Annotated in this window: 18 protein-coding genes and 1 pseudogene; 17 read left to right on the plus strand and 2 right to left on the minus strand. The window is 34.9% G+C overall.

The window, feature by feature from the left end:
* Positions 1-84 precede the first annotated feature (84 nt).
* From R4Z09_RS10635 to R4Z09_RS10655, 5 genes and pseudogenes are all read left to right on the plus strand, one after another.
* Positions 85-1,341, plus strand: a complete 1,257-nt coding sequence (locus R4Z09_RS10635; RefSeq protein ID WP_338452295.1) for a sensor domain-containing diguanylate cyclase — start codon at positions 85-87, stop codon at positions 1,339-1,341.
* Positions 1,340-1,522: pseudogene (locus R4Z09_RS10640) on the plus strand (ring-cleaving dioxygenase); the annotation flags it as partial. The gene R4Z09_RS10635 and the pseudogene R4Z09_RS10640, both read left to right, overlap by 2 nt.
* A 112-nt stretch (positions 1,523-1,634) precedes the next feature.
* Positions 1,635-2,234 carry a nitroreductase family protein gene (locus tag R4Z09_RS10645; protein ID WP_338453246.1) on the plus strand — a complete coding sequence of 200 codons (600 nt, stop codon included), beginning with the start codon at positions 1,635-1,637 and terminating at the stop codon, positions 2,232-2,234.
* 697 nt (positions 2,235-2,931) lie between these two features.
* On the plus strand, positions 2,932-3,807 hold the full coding sequence (locus tag R4Z09_RS10650) for a LysR family transcriptional regulator (RefSeq protein ID WP_338452296.1): 876 nt from the start codon (positions 2,932-2,934) through the stop codon (positions 3,805-3,807).
* A 215-nt stretch (positions 3,808-4,022) separates the two neighbouring features.
* Entirely contained in the window at positions 4,023-5,276 is a 1,254-nt protein-coding gene (locus tag R4Z09_RS10655) for an MFS transporter (RefSeq protein ID WP_338452297.1), read from the plus strand.
* Between the two features lie 200 nt (positions 5,277-5,476).
* On the opposite strand, the gene R4Z09_RS10660 is transcribed toward R4Z09_RS10655, so the two are convergent.
* A complete protein-coding gene (locus R4Z09_RS10660; RefSeq protein ID WP_338453247.1) occupies positions 5,477-6,067 on the minus strand; it encodes a hydrolase in 591 nt (196 codons plus the stop codon).
* A gap of 1,048 nt (positions 6,068-7,115) precedes the next feature.
* On the opposite strand from R4Z09_RS10660, the gene R4Z09_RS10665 reads away from it, so the two are divergent.
* The 12 genes from R4Z09_RS10665 (at position 7,116) to R4Z09_RS10720 (ending at position 16,979) form a co-directional block, all read left to right on the plus strand.
* Entirely contained in the window at positions 7,116-7,316 is a 201-nt protein-coding gene (locus R4Z09_RS10665; RefSeq protein ID WP_338453248.1) for a pirin family protein, read from the plus strand.
* Between the two features lie 69 nt (positions 7,317-7,385).
* The gene (locus tag R4Z09_RS10670) at positions 7,386-7,679 is read left to right on the plus strand and encodes a hypothetical protein (protein ID WP_338452298.1); all 294 of its coding nucleotides are present in this window, start codon (positions 7,386-7,388) and stop codon (positions 7,677-7,679) included.
* The gene (locus R4Z09_RS10675; RefSeq protein WP_338452299.1) at positions 7,672-7,953 is read left to right on the plus strand and encodes a hypothetical protein; all 282 of its coding nucleotides are present in this window, start codon (positions 7,672-7,674) and stop codon (positions 7,951-7,953) included. The genes R4Z09_RS10670 and R4Z09_RS10675 overlap by 8 nt, the downstream gene beginning before the upstream one ends.
* Before the next feature lie 248 nt (positions 7,954-8,201).
* Complete coding sequence (locus R4Z09_RS10680; RefSeq protein ID WP_422392295.1) at positions 8,202-8,351, plus strand: hypothetical protein; 150 nt, start codon at positions 8,202-8,204, stop codon at positions 8,349-8,351.
* A 455-nt stretch (positions 8,352-8,806) separates the two neighbouring features.
* Entirely contained in the window at positions 8,807-8,938 is a 132-nt protein-coding gene (locus R4Z09_RS10685; protein WP_338452300.1) for a BA3454 family stress response protein, read from the plus strand.
* 72 nt (positions 8,939-9,010) lie between these two features.
* Complete coding sequence (rpiA, locus tag R4Z09_RS10690) at positions 9,011-9,700, plus strand: ribose-5-phosphate isomerase RpiA (protein WP_338453249.1); 690 nt, start codon at positions 9,011-9,013, stop codon at positions 9,698-9,700.
* Complete coding sequence (gene zwf / locus R4Z09_RS10695) at positions 9,688-11,184, plus strand: glucose-6-phosphate dehydrogenase (RefSeq protein ID WP_338452301.1); 1,497 nt, start codon at positions 9,688-9,690, stop codon at positions 11,182-11,184. Before rpiA ends, zwf begins: the two co-directional genes overlap by 13 nt.
* 32 nt (positions 11,185-11,216) lie before the next feature.
* A complete protein-coding gene (gene tkt, locus R4Z09_RS10700; RefSeq protein ID WP_338452302.1) occupies positions 11,217-13,211 on the plus strand; it encodes a transketolase in 1,995 nt (664 codons plus the stop codon).
* A gap of 105 nt (positions 13,212-13,316) precedes the next feature.
* Complete coding sequence (gnd, locus tag R4Z09_RS10705) at positions 13,317-14,210, plus strand: phosphogluconate dehydrogenase (NAD(+)-dependent, decarboxylating) (RefSeq protein ID WP_338452303.1); 894 nt, start codon at positions 13,317-13,319, stop codon at positions 14,208-14,210.
* 81 nt (positions 14,211-14,291) lie between these two features.
* The gene (gene fsa, locus R4Z09_RS10710) at positions 14,292-14,957 is read left to right on the plus strand and encodes a fructose-6-phosphate aldolase (RefSeq protein ID WP_338452304.1); all 666 of its coding nucleotides are present in this window, start codon (positions 14,292-14,294) and stop codon (positions 14,955-14,957) included.
* Between the two features lie 93 nt (positions 14,958-15,050).
* Complete coding sequence (locus R4Z09_RS10715; protein ID WP_338452305.1) at positions 15,051-16,388, plus strand: glucose-6-phosphate isomerase; 1,338 nt, start codon at positions 15,051-15,053, stop codon at positions 16,386-16,388.
* 99 nt (positions 16,389-16,487) lie between these two features.
* The gene (locus R4Z09_RS10720; protein ID WP_338452306.1) at positions 16,488-16,979 is read left to right on the plus strand and encodes a hypothetical protein; all 492 of its coding nucleotides are present in this window, start codon (positions 16,488-16,490) and stop codon (positions 16,977-16,979) included.
* Positions 16,980-17,143: 164 nt separating this feature from the next.
* On the opposite strand, the gene R4Z09_RS10725 is transcribed toward R4Z09_RS10720, so the two are convergent.
* Positions 17,144-17,479 carry a 2Fe-2S iron-sulfur cluster-binding protein gene (locus tag R4Z09_RS10725; protein ID WP_338452307.1) on the minus strand — a complete coding sequence of 112 codons (336 nt, stop codon included), beginning with the start codon at positions 17,477-17,479 and terminating at the stop codon, positions 17,144-17,146.
* Positions 17,480-17,851 lie beyond the last annotated feature (372 nt).

Consider the following 17,851-nt stretch of genomic DNA (forward strand, 5'->3'; position numbering starts at 1 on the left):
TTACAGTGAGCCAATCAGAATTAATTGATTGGCTTGTTTTTTAATATAAGTAAAGAGCAACCTTGTTAGGTGAAAGGAGAACTAATGATTAATAGCACTAAAGCCATACCAAAATTGGGCTATGAAGCGTTTGAACTAATCTGGAATAATACAAATGACGCTATATTTACGATTGGCTATGACGGGGCAATCCTAACCATTAACCGTGCTTTTACAGATATATTGGGATGGGATATGTTAGAATTGAAAGAGGTATCCATGCCACCTTTCATTATTCATAATGAAGTACAGCAAAAACAATTAGATTTATTTAAACAGGGAAAAAACCTTCCTTATTTTGTTACCAAAAGAAAAAGGAAGGATGGGAAAATCATCGAAGTTTTAGCATCCTATAGATCTATTAATAATGGAGAGGTTCTAGCGATAGGTATGTATAAGGACTTTACAGAACAAATGGAAATGCAAAGGAGACTTCAATCAAGTGAAGAATGTTATCGAAATTTAATTGAATTCTTACCTGATGCAATTTTTGTGAAAAATAAAGAACATATTGTCTTTGTAAATTCAGCAGGTGTTAGATTATTTGGGGCAGAAGATATTGAAGATATTATCGGTCATTCCTTTTGGGAGTTTATTTGGACAGAGAAAAAAGATGAAATCGAAAATAATATGAATTTAATAACTAATCAAAACCAGGAAGTGATGGTAGAAAGATTTGTTCGATTTGATGGGAAAGTCATATGGGCTGAAATGATGGTCATGCCGATCACATATAAAGGTGAACCAGTTATCCAAGTTCAAATTCGTGATATTACAGAAAAGAAAAATTATGAAATGCAATTAGAATATTTGGCTTTTCATGATCCATTAACAGGATTAAGCAATCGAAGATATTTTATTGAAATGATGGGTCAAATGATGGAAAAGGCAGAAGATCTAGGACATATGTTGGCCATCATGTATATTGATATCGATAAATTTAAACAGATTAACGATTCATTAGGTCACGGTATAGGTGATGAACTACTCAAACAATTTGCAAAGAGGCTGAAAGAAAATGTTAGAAAAAACGATATCCTTTGTCGAATTGGCGGAGATGAATTTCTAGTATTATTAAGTAACATTAAAGAGAAAAAATGTATTGGGGAAATTGCGGAAAGATTGTATGCAGCTTTTCAAATACCTTACAAATTTAAAGATCAGGAGATTGTCGTAACTTTAAGTATTGGTATTTCTATTTTTCCTGAAAGTGCAACAGATTCTAGATCTTTAATACTCTATGCAGATCAAGCGCTATATAAAGCGAAAGAAAAACGAAATCGGATTGTATTTCATCATTGAAAGTTTATTTTATACGAATTCAGGATATGTGGAACGCTATTATTTTGGTTCATTATATACCAAAGTTGTACCACAAATTTTCTTTGAAATTGCAACAGATGGTGCTGGATTCATGGGAGATGAACCCTATGAAACGCTTGGGGAAAAATTAGTACGCCCAATTGATACAAAGGCAAGTTGATTGACAATAAATCCTGTTTGCTTTAATATTACCTTGAAGTCGAGATATATCGTTTGAAGATATATAAATTAAAGACTTGAATAATGGAGGAATACTTATAATGACCATTGCATTGACAACAGATTTTTATACTGTACTTAAAGAAAGACGTTCATATTACGGAATTAATAAAGATGTACAAGTATCTGATGAAAGAATTAAAGAAATTGTTGAATTTGCTGTAAAATATACTCCATCTGCTTTCAATTCTCAAACGGCACGTCTTGTTGTATTGACAGGAGAAGCACATGATAAATTATGGGACATTACAACTGAAACGTTAAGAGAAGTGGTTGGAGAAGGTGATTTTACTGGAACTCAACAAAAAATGGATACCTTTAAAGCTGGATATGGAACTGTACTATTCTTTGAAGACGAAGCAATAGTGAAATCTCTTCAAGAACAATTCGCTTTATACGCTGAAAATTTCCCAATCTGGTCAAACCAAGCATCAGGTATGCACCAATTAGTGGTATGGTCAGCATTAGAAGCAGAGGGACTAGGGGCATCTTTACAACACTATAATCCGCTAATTGATGATGAAGTGAAAAATGAGTGGAATATCCCAGGTAATTGGAAATTGATTGCACAAATGCCATTTGGAAATCCAACAGCTCCAGTTGGGGAAAAAGAATTCCAACCATTGGAGGATCGTGTTAAATTTTATAAGTAAAATAAAAAGTAAGAGAAATGCGCTTTAGATAAGCTGTATCGTACTAATCATAAAGTTTGAAAAATGATTCTCTTATAGTTCAAGAAAAATTTGATGTACTAAAGGTCTGGTGAGCGTTTTCATCAGACCTTTTTCATTGATAATATATTTTTAATTTCTTCGCTTGTTTATAATTTCACGATATCAAACAGTTTGAATTTAATGACTTCAACCATATCGAACAGAACAACAGAATATATGGATAATAGACTTACTAGATGTTCAATGAGAAAAGGAAAATGTGAAATACTAGGAAATTTTCTTTTCGCAGATGAAGTTCATTGCCATCATTACTTGCCCACATCTTTAGGGGGAACTGATGTTTATAATAATCTAAGGATCCTCCATAAAAACGTTCATAAACTTATTCAAGCAACTAACCAGTTAACCATCGACTATAATCTGAAGTTAATTAGCCCAGATAATAGTTAGTTAAAGAAAATTAACCAATTTAGTAAAGTCTGTAATCTTCTATTAATTTAATTTTATCATTAAGATGGAACGCCGTGAGCGATGAAAGTCGCATATACGGTGTGTGGAACGGGGGAAAAGGTCAGACAGAAATGTCTGTTTGCGGAGGGAATCCAGCAGTATCCAAAGACTTACCTATCGTTATCATATGTTTTGGTTATCAACTTACAGGAAAGAAGTGTATGAAATGGAATGGCAGCAGCTTGAATATTTTCGTGTAGTCGCCAAAACAGAACATTTTCATAAAGCAGCAGAGTTATTGAACATTTCTCAGCCAGCCCTAAGCCGTTCAATTATAAAGCTAGAAGCAGAATTAGGAATTTCCCTTTTTGAGCGTGTTGGACGTTCTGTTAAGCTAAATAAATTTGGAAGTGTTTTTTTAAAACGTGTTGAAAATGGATTAAATGAGATTTCAAATGGAGTGCAGGAAATCAATCAACTGAAAAACCCTTACACTGGAACCGTTTCCATTGCCTTTCTACAGACATTCGGCATTTCTATTTTGCCAGAAATCGTCAGGGATTTTAATGAACAATATCCCCATGTGGAAATTCAGCTTTATCAGAATAATATTTTTTCCAGTATTCAGCAGCTTCTAAACAGAGAAGTGGATTTATGTCTAATCACACCTGTTAAGGGTCATCCAGAAATCAACTGGCAATCATTATTTGATGAGGAGTTGTTCTTATACGTACCTGCTAACCATCGATTGGCAGAAAGGTCTTCAATATCTCTTAGTGAAATAGGTAAAGAAAATTTTATTGCTTTTAAGAAGGAGCTGGGGATGAGGGAGGTTATTAACAACTTTTGTGAAGAAGCAGGCTTTACACCAGTCATTAAATTTGAAGGAGAGGATGTTCCCACTTTAGCAGGTCTTGTTTCTGCGGGCCTGGGAATCACGATTATCCCTGAATTTGCTGGAATCAGTTCTGGAAAAATTAAAAAAATATTCATTTCGGAACCATATTGCCATAGAGAAATCGGTCTTGCCTGGTTAAAAGGTAATAATCTTACACCTTCGGGAGATTTATTTCGAAAGTGTGTAATTGAACTATTTAAGTGAGTATGTCACACACTTCTAACTGTTAAAATTATATACAGTGTTTTATTTGAATGAAAGAGGTTTTAGCGATAGTTGATAGTATTAAAATGATTGTTTTTTTGATATTAGATTACAAAAAGTTATTATTTTGATAATTATAATATATTGGACGTTATTAATATTTGGGAGTACACTACAAGTGAATATTCGCATTCTAGAACAAAGGGGGAATTAACTTGTCACGGTCTTCTTGGATGGTATTATGGGCAGCGTTTTCAGCAGGTGTCATTGCAACACTTGTTCAATTTTCGATCCCACCAATCCTTTCTTTAATTAAAGATCAGTATGGATTAAGTTACACAGATTCTGCTCTGTTAATGTCACTATTTGCTTTAGCCACTCTTTTATCTGCAGTACCGGGTGGATTTATTGTACAAAGGCATGGGGTACGGAAAATTGGTTTATTAGGGATAGGGATTATGTTTATTGGTGTTCTTACATGTCTCTTAGCAAATAGTTATGGGGTTATTCTATTTGGTAGGATTATTGAAGGAATCGGTTTTGGATTAGTTTCTGTTGCGGCGCCTTCAGCCATTGGTCAATATGTTGCCCCAAGGATGATGAGTATCGCAATGGGGATCTGGTCTACTTGGATTCCTGTTGGCAGCTTATTGATGTTTTTATTTGCACCAAAACTTGTATTAAATTACAAATCCGATGTATATTGGATTTTTCTCATGATTGTGATCGCGCTATGTTTTCTATTTTATGCTATGGTCATTCCAAAACAAGTATTAGTTAAGTCAAGAAAGGGCGCAGATACCTTAGAAACTAATACGCCTAAACTGAAGAAAGAAGTTTTGCTAAGTGAGATTAAAAATAAGAATGTATGGTGGGCGGCTCTTGCTTTCGCTTCTTTTACTTTTGCGTTCTTCTCCTTTAACACATGGATTTCTACTTACTTAACGGAAACAACTTCTATGAGTCTTGCAGCTGCTTCGTTAGTTCCAAGCCTGGTAGCGTTGCTAACGATGACAAGCAATTTATTTTCTGGGATACTTTTAAATAAATTAGGAAATCATTTATACGTCTTTTTGATACCTCCACTTATATTTGTCCTTGCATGGCCTTTCTTTACCAACAGCTCGCTAGCAGTTTTGTATGGAGTAGCTGCCATCATGGGATTATTTAGCGGATTTATGCCAACAATTATCTTTGCTTCTGCACCACTTTTAGCAAAAAGGAAAGAGACCATTGGAATTGTTATGTCCATCATCATTATTGGTGAAAATACTGGTATCTTAATAGGACCTGAAGTATTTGGCTTACTCCGTGAATGGACTGGTCAGTATACAGCTAGCTACTGGATTCTATCGATTGCGAGTCTATTAATGTTGGTGTCTAGTCTGAAAATCTGGAAATCAGGGGTATTTAAGCCAAAAAATTCTTCAAATATAAATATACAAGACAATGCCGCATCAATGGATTAAAAAGAATAGAAAGTCTTACTTATTAACACATACACTGCTGGCTAGCTCTAGGTGCCAACCCCAACGGCTCTTTGGTCAATGGAAAATAGGCAGGTAAAGAAGTTTGACTTTACAACCAGCTATTTATTCCAACTTGTCTTTTGTCTAAAATAGAAAATATCTCCTTACCTTTTGGTAGGAGATATTTTCTATTATTTTAGTTATTTACCTTCTTTAGCATTGAACATATCTTCAGCATATTGGGCACCTAATCCGTATGCTCCACCATGTTCTTTAGCAATAGATAATACTTCATCATAAGTTTCTTGGTTTGCCCAGTCACGTTGTAATTCTAACATATATTGCATCCAAGTAATTGGTGTTGCACCAGCTTGAATCATGCGCTCAACCGCCATATCATGTGCTTCTGTAGTTACACCGCCTGAAGCATCGGTTACTACATAGACTTCATAACCGTCTTCAAGTGCGTCTAGTACTGGCATAACGACACAAACCTCGGTCCAAAGGCCCGCAACGACCAATTTTTTATTGCCAGCCTTCTGTACTTCATTCACAACATTTTTATCATCCCATGCATTCATAGATGTACGATCAATAATTTTTTCATCAGGAAATACTGCTTTAATTTCTGGGAAGATTTGACCACTAAATGTATCAGCAGCTACTGTTGACAATATAGTTGGTACATTAAATACTTTTGCTGATTTCGCTAATGCTTCTACGTTGTTACGAACTAGAGTTACATCATGTGATTTAGTAGCAAAAGCCATCTGTGGCTGGTGATCAATCATCAATAATGTATGATTCGAAGGTGTTAGAATGTCATCTGATGTCTTTGTATTTACTTTTACTTCTTGGGCTGCTTCTGCTGTTAAATTTAAACTATTACTTGTTACTGCTCCAGCTCCTAATGCCATAGATAAGGCCATTCCTGCTATTGTTAATTTTTTGTATACCTTGTTCATTTTATTTACTCTCCTATTGTGATTAATTTTTATTTGTGATTCTTATAAACTATAAATTGCTATACCTAGCAATTATTTAATTTTTACTAAATTACCCTCCCTTATTATAGTTTTGAATTCGGGATTACTTTAATACTTTGATAGATTAATTAAACATTTAATTAATAAATCTTCAATTAATAAATCTTTAATTAAAAAATATTGATTTAATTAATCTTGAATTCGAGATAAATATATTATACTCTTGTTATGTTGTCAACTACCTTCAATTTGAATATTTTTAATTCGAGATATTTGTTGGCTTGTTATCTTATATTTTGCAGGTGAAATGACCTACATAAAACTGGACCTCAACGTTACAATTTGGGTCCAGTTTTTCTTTATTTAAAACTACATAGATAGTAATTATTTAAAATTTAGCAACTTTTGTAATTTGTAAATGATCTTTTAAACTTAGTAAAAAAGTCTTGATTAAATAATTTTAAAACGAGAAGAAAGATCTACCTAATTTTTGAAGATTAAATACAGCGTGAGCCCTAAATGCCAACAGTCCATACCGGCTAATCTATGGAGATACGAATTCCAGAAAAGAAAGAAAAGCTTTAGCAGCAATTGCAAGTGTTGGTTTGGTTATCACACCTTCGGATGTTTCCATAGTCCGTTGTACAGTGTAGGCTCTACCTGATAAGTACCGCTAACGATCATCAGTGGGGGATGAAGAAAAACACTAGCTGATGGAAGTCTTTTTTGTAAAGAAGCGAATTAAACGTTTCTTTGCTCTTTAAGAAATTGACAATTTTGATTAATAATTTTATAGTTATCTTGAAATCGAGATATATTGAGGTGAGAGATATGATTCAAATTATTCGTTTCCATTAAAAATGATTGGTTAGAGAGTAATTTTAGTTTTTCATTTGGTAAAAACTATGATGAATCTAATATCCGATTTGGTTCTCTTCGTGTTTTTAATGATGATATTGTCCAAGCTGGAAAGGGATTCTCCATTCATTCGCGTAGGGAAGCAGAAATTGTATCTATTGTATTGAAGGGCCAATTTAAGCATGAGGATAGTTAGGGGAATAGTGGAATTTTGCGATTTGGAAATGTTCAGCTCTAGGAGGATATTACATATGATGTAGACGCCATGCATAATCTGCTGCTACCTATTGTTTCCTCAACTCCAACCGAAGGAATGAAAAAAATCCATAGTGATGATACATTATTTTTATCGAAATTAGATTCCGGAGAAGAACTTTTCTTTCAACAAAAACAAGGAAGAATGGTGTATGTCTTTGTCATTGAGGGTGAACTAGTCTTAAATCATGCATTTGTCGTTGGTCAAAGAGACAGTGCACGTATTTCTGATTTAGATGAACTTACAATAAAAGCAAAGAAAGAAACCTTCTTTTTATTTATTGATTTAGCAGGTGGTGAATAGTTTGTTATTGATTCGTCATTCAGTCGGAAGTCGCCTTTTTTATCAAACAGATCATTATGGTATTCAGCCAAAAGAAGATAAGTGGATCATTTCTGTTTCAATCCCAGAAGAACAGGCGAAAGAGATTATGAAATTTAAAGAAGAATTAAATTTATTTGAAGTTGAGGAAAACCAAAAGACATGGTATCACTCATCAGATGCTGATATTGTGTTTAATAAGGAGCATAATCAGCTTACAGTTTTTGCAGATCATAAGACAGTGTATCCAGTTTAAATGAAGAAATTACTAGCAGATTCCTGTGACTCTAAACAATTGGTAATAGATGATTATTGTATTTAGTATATAATAGATAAGATAAATGTCTGACTGGATTACTGACACTCTATTCATGATGAATAGACTGTCTCTTTTAGTGTGCGCCCGGCATGGGCGATAACTTGGTGGTGAAAGTCCACTACAGACTTAGCCGTAGGAACTTTTAGCCAAGGGCAAGGGGGGCAAGGAAAAGAAATAACCTTTCCATTGAAGAAGTCAGACAGGCTTTTTTAGTTCAACTAGAAGGAACTTCGATCATAAATGATATTGAGCTCACTGATAGAGATGGAATGGAAATTGTTAAGGAAGATATTATGAAGAAGTCTGGTGGAATATTATCCCACCAGATTTGTTAATCATTCAACTTTAAGCCCGAATTACATTCAATTTGCAAGTACAGAAGGATACTCCCATTAGTATTCTAGAATCATTAAATAAATAGATTAATTAAATTCACAAAATGGACACAAATTTATTGACGAACTTATATAAATGGGTTTATTATAAGTGCATAAAGTTACTTGGTAACAATAATATTTTTTCTAAAATAGTTATCTTGTAACGAAGAAAATAATTATTTTAAAGTGGTAAGGAGGAATTAAATAGATTAGTTTACCATACTAATATATAGGAAATTTATGATGTCTAATATCTTGAATTCGAGATATACAAATTAAAAGTTATTTAAATTTATATAGAATTATAAATAAATTTTTTTATAAAATATCTCGAATTCGAGAAAATATAATTCGAGATAAATGATTGCAATATTTACACATATAGAGGAAATGATAGAAGGGAGAAGTAAACGATGATTGAGGTAATGGTAAACGTTGAATATAAAGGAAGGAACTACCGAACAAATGTTATTGCATATAAAGGTACTCCAGAAGACGAGATTCTACGTTTAGCTAAAAAGCAAGTTATTGAACAATGGACATAGTAAAAGATTTCATTGATAAATAATGGCTTTTCCAAAAGGAGAGAATCAAAAGTGGGAAGAGAAGGACAATACTTGAATGAAAAGAAAATCGTTGGTGAGAAGGCAGTAGATTTCATTAAGGATGGGATGGTGGTAGGGCTTGGCACAGGATCAACCGTCTACTATACGATTCTTAAACTTGGACAACTAGTCAAAGATGGACTTTCGATTCAAGGAATCCCGTCATCGATTCAAACAAAGGAATTAGCCCAAAAATTAAAGATCCCATTAGTTAGTTTTAAAGATATTAATCAAATCGATGTGGCGATAGACGGAGCGGATGAAGTAGATTCGGATTTTAATTTGATAAAAGGTGGAGGCGGAGCACTTTTAAGGGAAAAAATCATCGCCAGTGGGGCCAAGAATTTTATTGTAGTGGTTACTCCTTCCAAAATGTCAAAAACATTGGGATCATTTCCACTTCCTGTGGAAGTTGTTCCTTTTGGATATGAAATGACAGCCAAACATATTAAAACATTAGGCGGTAAACCTAGTTTAAGGGAAATAAGTGGTACACCTTTTCAAACTGATAATGGTAATTATATTTTAGACTGTGTCTTTCCAAATCTATCACAACCAAAAGAAGTAGAAACATGTCTTAACCTTATTCCTGGGGTAGTCGAAAATGGCTTATTTACTGGAATGACTGATTTAGTCATTTCATTAGATGGGAGAAATCATGCGGTTTTATTAGAAAGTGGGGGAAGTAAATGGAAGCAATGACGTTTGTCTTATTCGGGTCAACTGGGGATTTAGCAAAACGAAAAATTTTCCCGGCTTTATATAATCTATATCTTGATCAAAAACTGCCTTCAGCGATTTCAATCATTGGATTGGGCAGAAACCAAATGTCCCATCAAAAGTTTCAACATGATGTAGAACAATCAATCAAAACTTTTTCAAGAAGGATGGACAATGACCATAGCCATTTGGATACTTTTCTTGAGGCTTTTCGATACAGTGTTCTTGATGCGACAAAAGCGGATGACTATAGAAATCTGCTAAACCTCGTAAGAGAACGTGAAATGGAACTAAATATTCCAGGAAATCGAATGTTTTATCTATCTGTCGGACCTGATTTATTCGGCCCTATCGCTTTGAATATTAAAGAAAGTGGTTTAGGTTCTACAAATGGCTGGAAACGATTGATTATCGAAAAACCATTTGGACGTGATTTAGAGTCAGCGCGTGAATTAAATGCTACTCTAACAGAAGCATTTGAAGAAGATGAAATCTATCGAATTGATCACTATCTTGGTAAATCAATGATTCAAAATCTCGGGTCACTTGAATTTTCAAATCCCGTTCTGCAAACATTATTGAACAATCGGCATATTGCTAATGTACAGATTACAGCTAGTGAAACGGTAGGAGTGGAAGAACGCGCTGGATATTATGATAAATCAGGGGCTATCCGTGATATGTTCCAAAATCATATGTTGCAAATCTTGATGATGACAGCCATGCATATACCTAAAAGTAATAGTCCTTATGATATTCGTAATGAAAAGAGAAAAGTCATAGAGGCTGTTCGTCCAATTAAAAAAGATGAAGTAAGCTTAGAAATCATTCGAGGCCAATATCGTGCTGGAGAAATCAATGGGAGTTCAGTTGTTAGTTATAGAAAGGAGCCAGGAGTTGATGCTTCTTCTCAAAATGATACCTTTGTGGCTGCACGTCTTTGGATTGATAATCCATATTGGCAAGGAGTTCCATTCTATATTCGAACAGGAAAAAGAATGGCAAAAAAATCTACCCGTATCGTGATAGAATTCAAAAATTCCATAAAAACGGGAAAATCTAATAGAATGGATCCCAATTTATTGATTATCGAAATTAATCCAAATGAAAAGGTATCATTACAGATTAATAGTAGAAATCCAATCAATGGGAAAATCGAACCTGTCAATATTAGTTTTTCTACCCAGCAATCAGATATACCCGAGGCATATGAAAGATTAATCCAGGATGCCTTACGTGGGGATTCTACTTTCTTTGCTCATTGGAAAGAAGTGGAAAAGTCTTGGGAATGGGTACAACCGATTCTTGATGCTTTTAGAGAAGAACTTGTTCCACTTTATCTATATCCCGCTGGCTCGAATGGTCCTGAGGCTGCAAATGCCTTACTTAATAAAGACGGATTCAAATGGTGGTTGGATGAATTGCAACATGCACTTGAGCATAAAAAAGAGTTCGTAGCACTATAACATAATAATGTCTTAGAAGGAGATTAAATCGTATGAGAGATAAAATTGCAAATTTGGCTGTTAATACAATTAGAACACTATCAATTGATGCAATTAATAAAGCGAATTCTGGTCATCCTGGTCTACCAATGGGAGCTGCATCTATGGCTTATGCATTATGGGCTTATCATTTGAAGTATAATCCCGTTCATTCCAAGTGGTTTGATCGTGATCGTTTTGTACTTTCCGCTGGTCATGGTTCAAGTATGCTGTATAGTTTACTTCATCTTGCTGGCTTTAATGTCACCATTGATGATTTGAAAAATTTCCGCCAACTAAATAGTAAAACACCAGGACATCCAGAATTTGGGCATACAGATGGTGTAGATGCCACAACTGGTCCATTAGGTCAAGGAATTGCCAATGCAGTAGGGATGGCAATAGCAGAAGCACATTTAGCAGCTAAATTCAATAAAGAGGAATTCCCGATTATTAATCACTATACATACGTAATCGTTGGTGATGGTGATTTATCCGAAGGAATTTCCTATGAGGCTATGTCAATGGCCGGTCATATGAAACTGGGTAAGCTGATTGTTTTATATGATTCAAATGATATTTCCTTAGATGGCGAATTAAATCTATCTTTCTTTGAAGATATCAAGAAAAGGGCAGAATCTGTTCACTGGCAATATCTTCGTGTAGAAGATGGAAACAATATAGAAGACATTACAAAGGCTATTGAAGAAGCGAAAATGGATCAGGAGCATCCAACATTGATCGAAGTAAGAACCATTATCGGTTACGGAAGTCCTAACGTTGCTGGCACCAATAAAGCTCATGGTGCACCACTTGGTGTGGAGGAAGCGAAAGCAACGAAGAAAGCCTATGGATGGGATTATGAACAGGACTTTTATGTTCCTGCAGAAGTGAAAGCTCACTTTGATGAATTAAAGCAATTTGGAATCCAAGATGAAAAGAACTGGAATGAATTGTTTGAAGCTTATAAAGAGGCCTATCCAGAATTAGCTAAAGAACTTGCAGCTTCTATTGAAGGAAAAATATTAATCGAAGAAAAAGATATATTAACTTTTAATCCTGAAAAAGCCGTTTCAACCCGTGTAGCGAGTGGGAATGCAATCAATCATTTTGTGAAATTGGTCCCTTCAATTTTTGGCGGCAGTGCAGATCTGTCACATTCTACAATGACTGATATTACAGGTGAAGCAGCCTTTGCTGTTCAGTCCTATTCTGGTCGGAATGTCTACTTTGGAATTCGTGAACATGCAATGGGAGCAGCAGCTAATGGCATGGCTCAACATGGTGGTGTTAAACCATTTGTCGGTACATTCTTTGTTTTTAACGATTATCTTCGACCATCCATTCGTTTAGCAGCCTTACAAAAACTACCTGTAACCTATGTGTTTACACACGATTCAATAGCAGTCGGTGAAGATGGTCCAACACATGAGCCGGTTGAACAATTAATTGCGCTACGAGCGATTCCTGGTCTTAAAGTCATTCGTCCAAGTGATGCGAATGAAACTGCAAGTGCTTGGGCTTATGCTCTCCAAAATACCGAGGGTCCGGTAGCTTTAATATTAAGCCGTCAAAACTTACCGGTTTTTGAAGAAACAAAAGCCAATATTGAAAAACTATCTAAAGGAGCCTATGTTTTCACGGAAACTAATGACAATCCTGATGTTATCTTAATCGGGACTGGTTCTGAAGTAAGCTTAGCTGTAGAGGCTAAAACTGAACTTGAAAAAGATGGGGTATCTGTTCGAGTTGTGGCTATGCCAAGCTGGGAACTTTTTGATCGTCAACCGGAAAGTTATAAGGAGTCTGTTCTTCCTTCTAAAATAACGAACCGTGTTTCTCTTGAAATGGGAATCGCTCTTGGCTGGGATCGTTATGTTGGGCCTCAAGGAAAAATCCTATCAGTTGAAACATTCGGGGCTTCCGGTTCAGGACAGGCTGTTATGGAGTTGTTTGGATTTACTACTGAAAATGTTGTTGGAACAGTGAAAAGTCAGTTAAATGTATAAGCAAAAAACTTAATTTCGTTATTTAAAATCTAATGTTTAAAGGAAAAAAAAACATTTTTCTATTCTATACATCATGTAAGAGAAGACACAATAGGAGTGAAGAAAATGCAAGTAGGATTAATTGGATTAGGAAAAATGGGATTTAACTTAGGTCAAAATTTACTGGATCATGATCATCAAGTCGTGGCATATGATTTGAATCCAAATGCAGTAGAAGACATGAATCAACTTGGAGCTAAAGCAACAACTAATCTAACAGAATTAGTACAGAATTTAGAGACTCCTAGAATATTGTGGATCATGGTTCCACACACAGTAGTGGATTCTGTTCTTGGTGAACTGAAACCATTGCTAGAAAAAGAGGATATTGTAATTGATGGTGGCAATTCTCATTACAAAGAATCGATTCGTCGATATGATGAGTTCAAAAAGTTAGGCATTTACTATATGGATGCAGGTACATCAGGCGGTACATCAGGAGCCCGCAACGGCGCTTGTTACATGATAGGCGGAGATCAAGAAGCGTGGGATGTAGTTGAACCCCTTTTCCGTGACACAGCTGTCGAAAACGGCTATTTCTATGGTGGAAAAAGAGGCGTCGGACATTTCATGAAAATGATCCATAATGGCATCGAATACGGTATGATGGCTGCGATTGGTGAAGGCTTTGAAGTATTAGATAAGAGTGAATTCGAATTAGATTATGAGAAAGTAGCAAAGGTTTGGAACAATGGATCTGTTATCCGTTCATGGTTAATGGAGTTAACAGAACATGCATTTTCTCAAGACCCGAAATTAGATGCTATTAAAGGCGTAATGCATTCATCTGGTGAAGCAAAATGGACCCTTGAAACAGCTCTAGATCTTCAAGCAGCAACACCGATTATTGCTATGTCTTTGCTATCCCGTTTTCGTTCTCTAGAAACCGATACCTTTAATGGAAAAGTTGTTGCGGCCTTACGTAATGAATTTGGCGGACATGCAGTAGAAAAAGCATAATAAACTTTTGATACTAGAGTTATATTAATGAATGTTGAAAAATTTTATAAATTATTAAAATATATTTGGAGGAAAATCACCATGAAATTTTTTATTGATACAGCAAACCTTGATGAAATTAAAAAAGCATACAGAATTGGTATTTTATCCGGTGTAACGACGAACCCATCTTTAGTAGCAAAAGAAGGAGTTAAGTTTGAAGACAGAATCGCAGAAATTTTACAAGCAGTTCCAAAAGTTGAATCCGTATCTGCGGAGGTAACACCACATGCTGTAACAGCTGAAGAAATGATTGCAGAAGCAAACGAATTAATCAAAATCAATGGCGGCGATAAAAATATTACCATTAAAGTACCGATGACTTTAGATGGTTTAGAAACGACCCGTTATCTTGCAGATAAAGGAGTAAAAGTAAATGTTACCCTTATATTTACAGTAAACCAAGCACTATTAGCAGCTCGTGCAGGGGCAACCTATGTCTCTCCATTCCTAGGACGTTTAGATGACATTTCAGAAGATGGCGTGCAACTGGTAACAAAAATAGCAGAACTCTTCCGTGTTCATAACCTTGATACACAAATCATTGCTGCTTCTGTTCGTCATCCAGACCATGTAACACGAGTTGCGATGGCTGGTGCAGATATTGCAACGGTTCCTTACAAAATAATTGAGCAAATTGCAAAGCATCCATTAACAGATCAAGGTATTGAAAAATTTGCAGCGGATTGGGTAGAACCAAAAAAATAAGCCTTAATCTATGGCGTTAGCAGATCAAAATACTTTGCTAACGCTCATCTTTATAAAAGTAAATGAAAAATGTTATTAAAGGAGCTCTAAAAAATGACACTATCTTTTGACTATACAAACGTAAAACCCTTTATGAATCAAAGCGAAGTTGGCAATCTGGCACCATTTGTACAAGTAGCACACGATATGCTACACAATAAAAAAGGTCCTGGATCCGATTACTTAGGATGGGTAACACTTCCATTCGACTACGATAAAGAAGAATTTTCAAGAATCAAACAAGCTGCCGAAAGAATCCGTAAGTCTTCTGATGCATTGATTGTAATTGGCATTGGAGGGTCTTATCTAGGTGCAAGAGCTGCAATCGACGCTCTTTCTCATACATTCTATAATCAAATGAGCAATCAAACACAAATCTACTTTGCTGGTCATAATATTAGTTCCACCTACGTTTCTCATTTAATAGAACTTTTAGAAGGCAAAGATATTTCGATTAACGTTATTTCAAAATCAGGAACAACAACAGAGCCGGCGATTGCTTTCCGGATTTTCCGTGACTACTTAGAAAAGAAATATGGAAAAGAAGAAGCGAAAAAACGAATTTATATTACAACAGACAAAGAAAAAGGGGCATTAAAACAACTTGCCAATGAAGAAGGCTATGAAACATTTGTGATTCCAGATGACGTTGGCGGAAGATATTCCGTTCTATCTGCTGTTGGTTTGTTACCTATCGCTTCTGCAGGACTAGATATTGATCAAATGATGGCAGGTGCAGCAGCTGCTGCTGATAAATACAATAATCCAGATCTTGCCACAAATGAAAGCTACCAATATGCAGCTATTCGTAATGTTTTGTACCGTAAAGGTAAATCAATAGAATTGTTAGTAAACTATGAACCAGCTCTTCACTATGTTTCTGAATGGTGGAAACAGTTGTATGGAGAAAGTGAAGGAAAAGACAATAAAGGGTTATTCCCAGCATCTGTTGATTTTTCAACGGACCTACATTCGATGGGACAATATGTACAAGAAGGTCGTCGTGATTTAATCGAAACCGTTATTCAAGTGGCTAAACCAAAAGTTGAATTAACTATTCAACCAAATGCAGCCAATCTTGATGGATTAAACTTCTTAGCTGGTAAAACAATGGATGAAGTGAATAAAAATGCGTTCCAAGGAACGGTATTAGCCCATGTGGATGGCGGGGTTCCCAATATGGTAGTCGAACTTGATCAATTAAATGAATATACTTTTGGTGAAATGGTCTACTTCTTTGAAAAAGCCTGTGGAATCAGCGGGCATCTTATGGGAATCAATCCATTTGATCAACCAGGAGTAGAAGCCTATAAGAAAAATATGTTCGCTTTACTCGGTAAACCAGGTTTTGAAACAGAAAAAGAAGCTTTATTAAAACGTATTAGTAGATAATTCGAAATTTCTTTAATGAGTTAGGATAATATATATTTCAAGATAAACCTGAGTAAATTTTTTCGATAGATTTATTGAATAAAGAGGGGGGATGGAAAAGTGAATGTATTAGATGCAAAAACAATTAACACTCAAAATAGTTTAGAAATATATGTAGATCGAATGAATCATGTAATGGTAACAGATCTCCATATTCCTACAGAGGAAAATCCTTATTTCGATTTAAAAATAGGAATTAAATATTACCGTCTAAGAAATCAAAACTATTATGATAGTGATATTAACTATTTTTGGCTTCGGATTGACCTTGAAAAGAATTCAGTCTTTCTCTTAGAACCTGATACACAAAGTTTATTTGCTATAAAAGACGAAGAGGAACGAGAAGCCACACAGGAACTGATCGGGGAATGGCTAATCAACACTCTTATGTTTAAACATTCGATAAGGGAAATAATCAACCAAAAGAAAGCAGAAAATATTACATCTGAGGTAGAAATCCGGCCAATACTACGAACAATAGAATTATTAGAAAAAACGCTCGAACTAAGTACAGAGGATATTTTAAAAGCTACTGTGGAGAAGGCTAGTTAAATATATTAATCGTACATCTATATAACAAAAGAGCCTCAATGGCTCTTTTGTTTGTCTTTAATTAAGCATTTAAATTAATTTGAGACATGTTAGACGAGGAAGGTTTTCTCGGCTATTTTTTTCTAACTGAATGAAGGTATTTTAATATTTTTATGTAAGCATCTTTAGTCTGCTGGTCTTGGGCCTGCAGTCAATCCAGAGTTTTCAACGGTCATGATTGGGCGCACCGTCAAATCACCTGTCACACAAATTTGACAAGACAAACGTAAAAAATCATCAAACACCTCATAATTAATATCTTTACTTTCAAATGCAGTCTTTTCTTTATCGGTTAGCTCGAAATATTCACCAGCTAATATTTCTACTCTACACGTTGTACATTTTGCATGTCCGCCACAGTGATGGAGAATATGGACATCATTATCTTCTAATGCTAAAACAAGCTTTTTACCTCTATCTACTTCAAACGTTCCTTTACCCAAAACAGTTAAATAAGGCATTTTCTCCTCCTAATATAATGAAATGAGAAGTGATAAGCTTATGTTAAACACAAAATGGGAAATCATTCATACTAGCAGAGTTTAAAAGACACTTTCCAAAATAATTTTTATTGGTAAACTGAATAAGACAATAATATTGTTAATTAATAACAATATGTGCTAAATACACAAAAACTTAATTCACAGCTTGTCTCAAGTATTGGAACATAACAATGAATCCGGCTCGTAATAAACTACTATATCATAAAAAATTTGGCGGATTATAATTTTTTCAAATCTACCTGTTGATGAATACTCGACTTTTTTTCTTAAATGAATATGAATGAAAGTAATATAAAATTAAATGAACTTTTTTAAATTGAATAAACTGGA

The organism is Niallia oryzisoli (assembly GCF_036670025.1).
Classification (GTDB): Bacteria; Bacillota; Bacilli; order Bacillales; family Cytobacillaceae; genus Bacillus_BD; species Bacillus_BD oryzisoli.

Coding starts and splice junctions, on each gene's coding strand:
- tkt (WP_338452302.1), top strand. CDS start 11,217: ATGAGAGATAAAATTGCAAATTTGGCTGTTAATACAATTAGAACACTA.
- R4Z09_RS10685 (WP_338452300.1), top strand. CDS start 8,807: ATGATTGAGGTAATGGTAAACGTTGAATATAAAGGAAGGAACTACCGA.
- R4Z09_RS10725 (WP_338452307.1), bottom strand. CDS start 17,479: ATGCCTTATTTAACTGTTTTGGGTAAAGGAACGTTTGAAGTAGATAGA.
- R4Z09_RS10650 (WP_338452296.1), top strand. CDS start 2,932: ATGGAATGGCAGCAGCTTGAATATTTTCGTGTAGTCGCCAAAACAGAA.
- R4Z09_RS10635 (WP_338452295.1), top strand. CDS start 85: ATGATTAATAGCACTAAAGCCATACCAAAATTGGGCTATGAAGCGTTT.
- gnd (WP_338452303.1), top strand. CDS start 13,317: ATGCAAGTAGGATTAATTGGATTAGGAAAAATGGGATTTAACTTAGGT.
- R4Z09_RS10715 (WP_338452305.1), top strand. CDS start 15,051: ATGACACTATCTTTTGACTATACAAACGTAAAACCCTTTATGAATCAA.
- R4Z09_RS10670 (WP_338452298.1), top strand. CDS start 7,386: ATGCATAATCTGCTGCTACCTATTGTTTCCTCAACTCCAACCGAAGGA.
- fsa (WP_338452304.1), top strand. CDS start 14,292: ATGAAATTTTTTATTGATACAGCAAACCTTGATGAAATTAAAAAAGCA.
- zwf (WP_338452301.1), top strand. CDS start 9,688: ATGGAAGCAATGACGTTTGTCTTATTCGGGTCAACTGGGGATTTAGCA.
- R4Z09_RS10660 (WP_338453247.1), bottom strand. CDS start 6,067: ATGATTGATCACCAGCCACAGATGGCTTTTGCTACTAAATCACATGAT.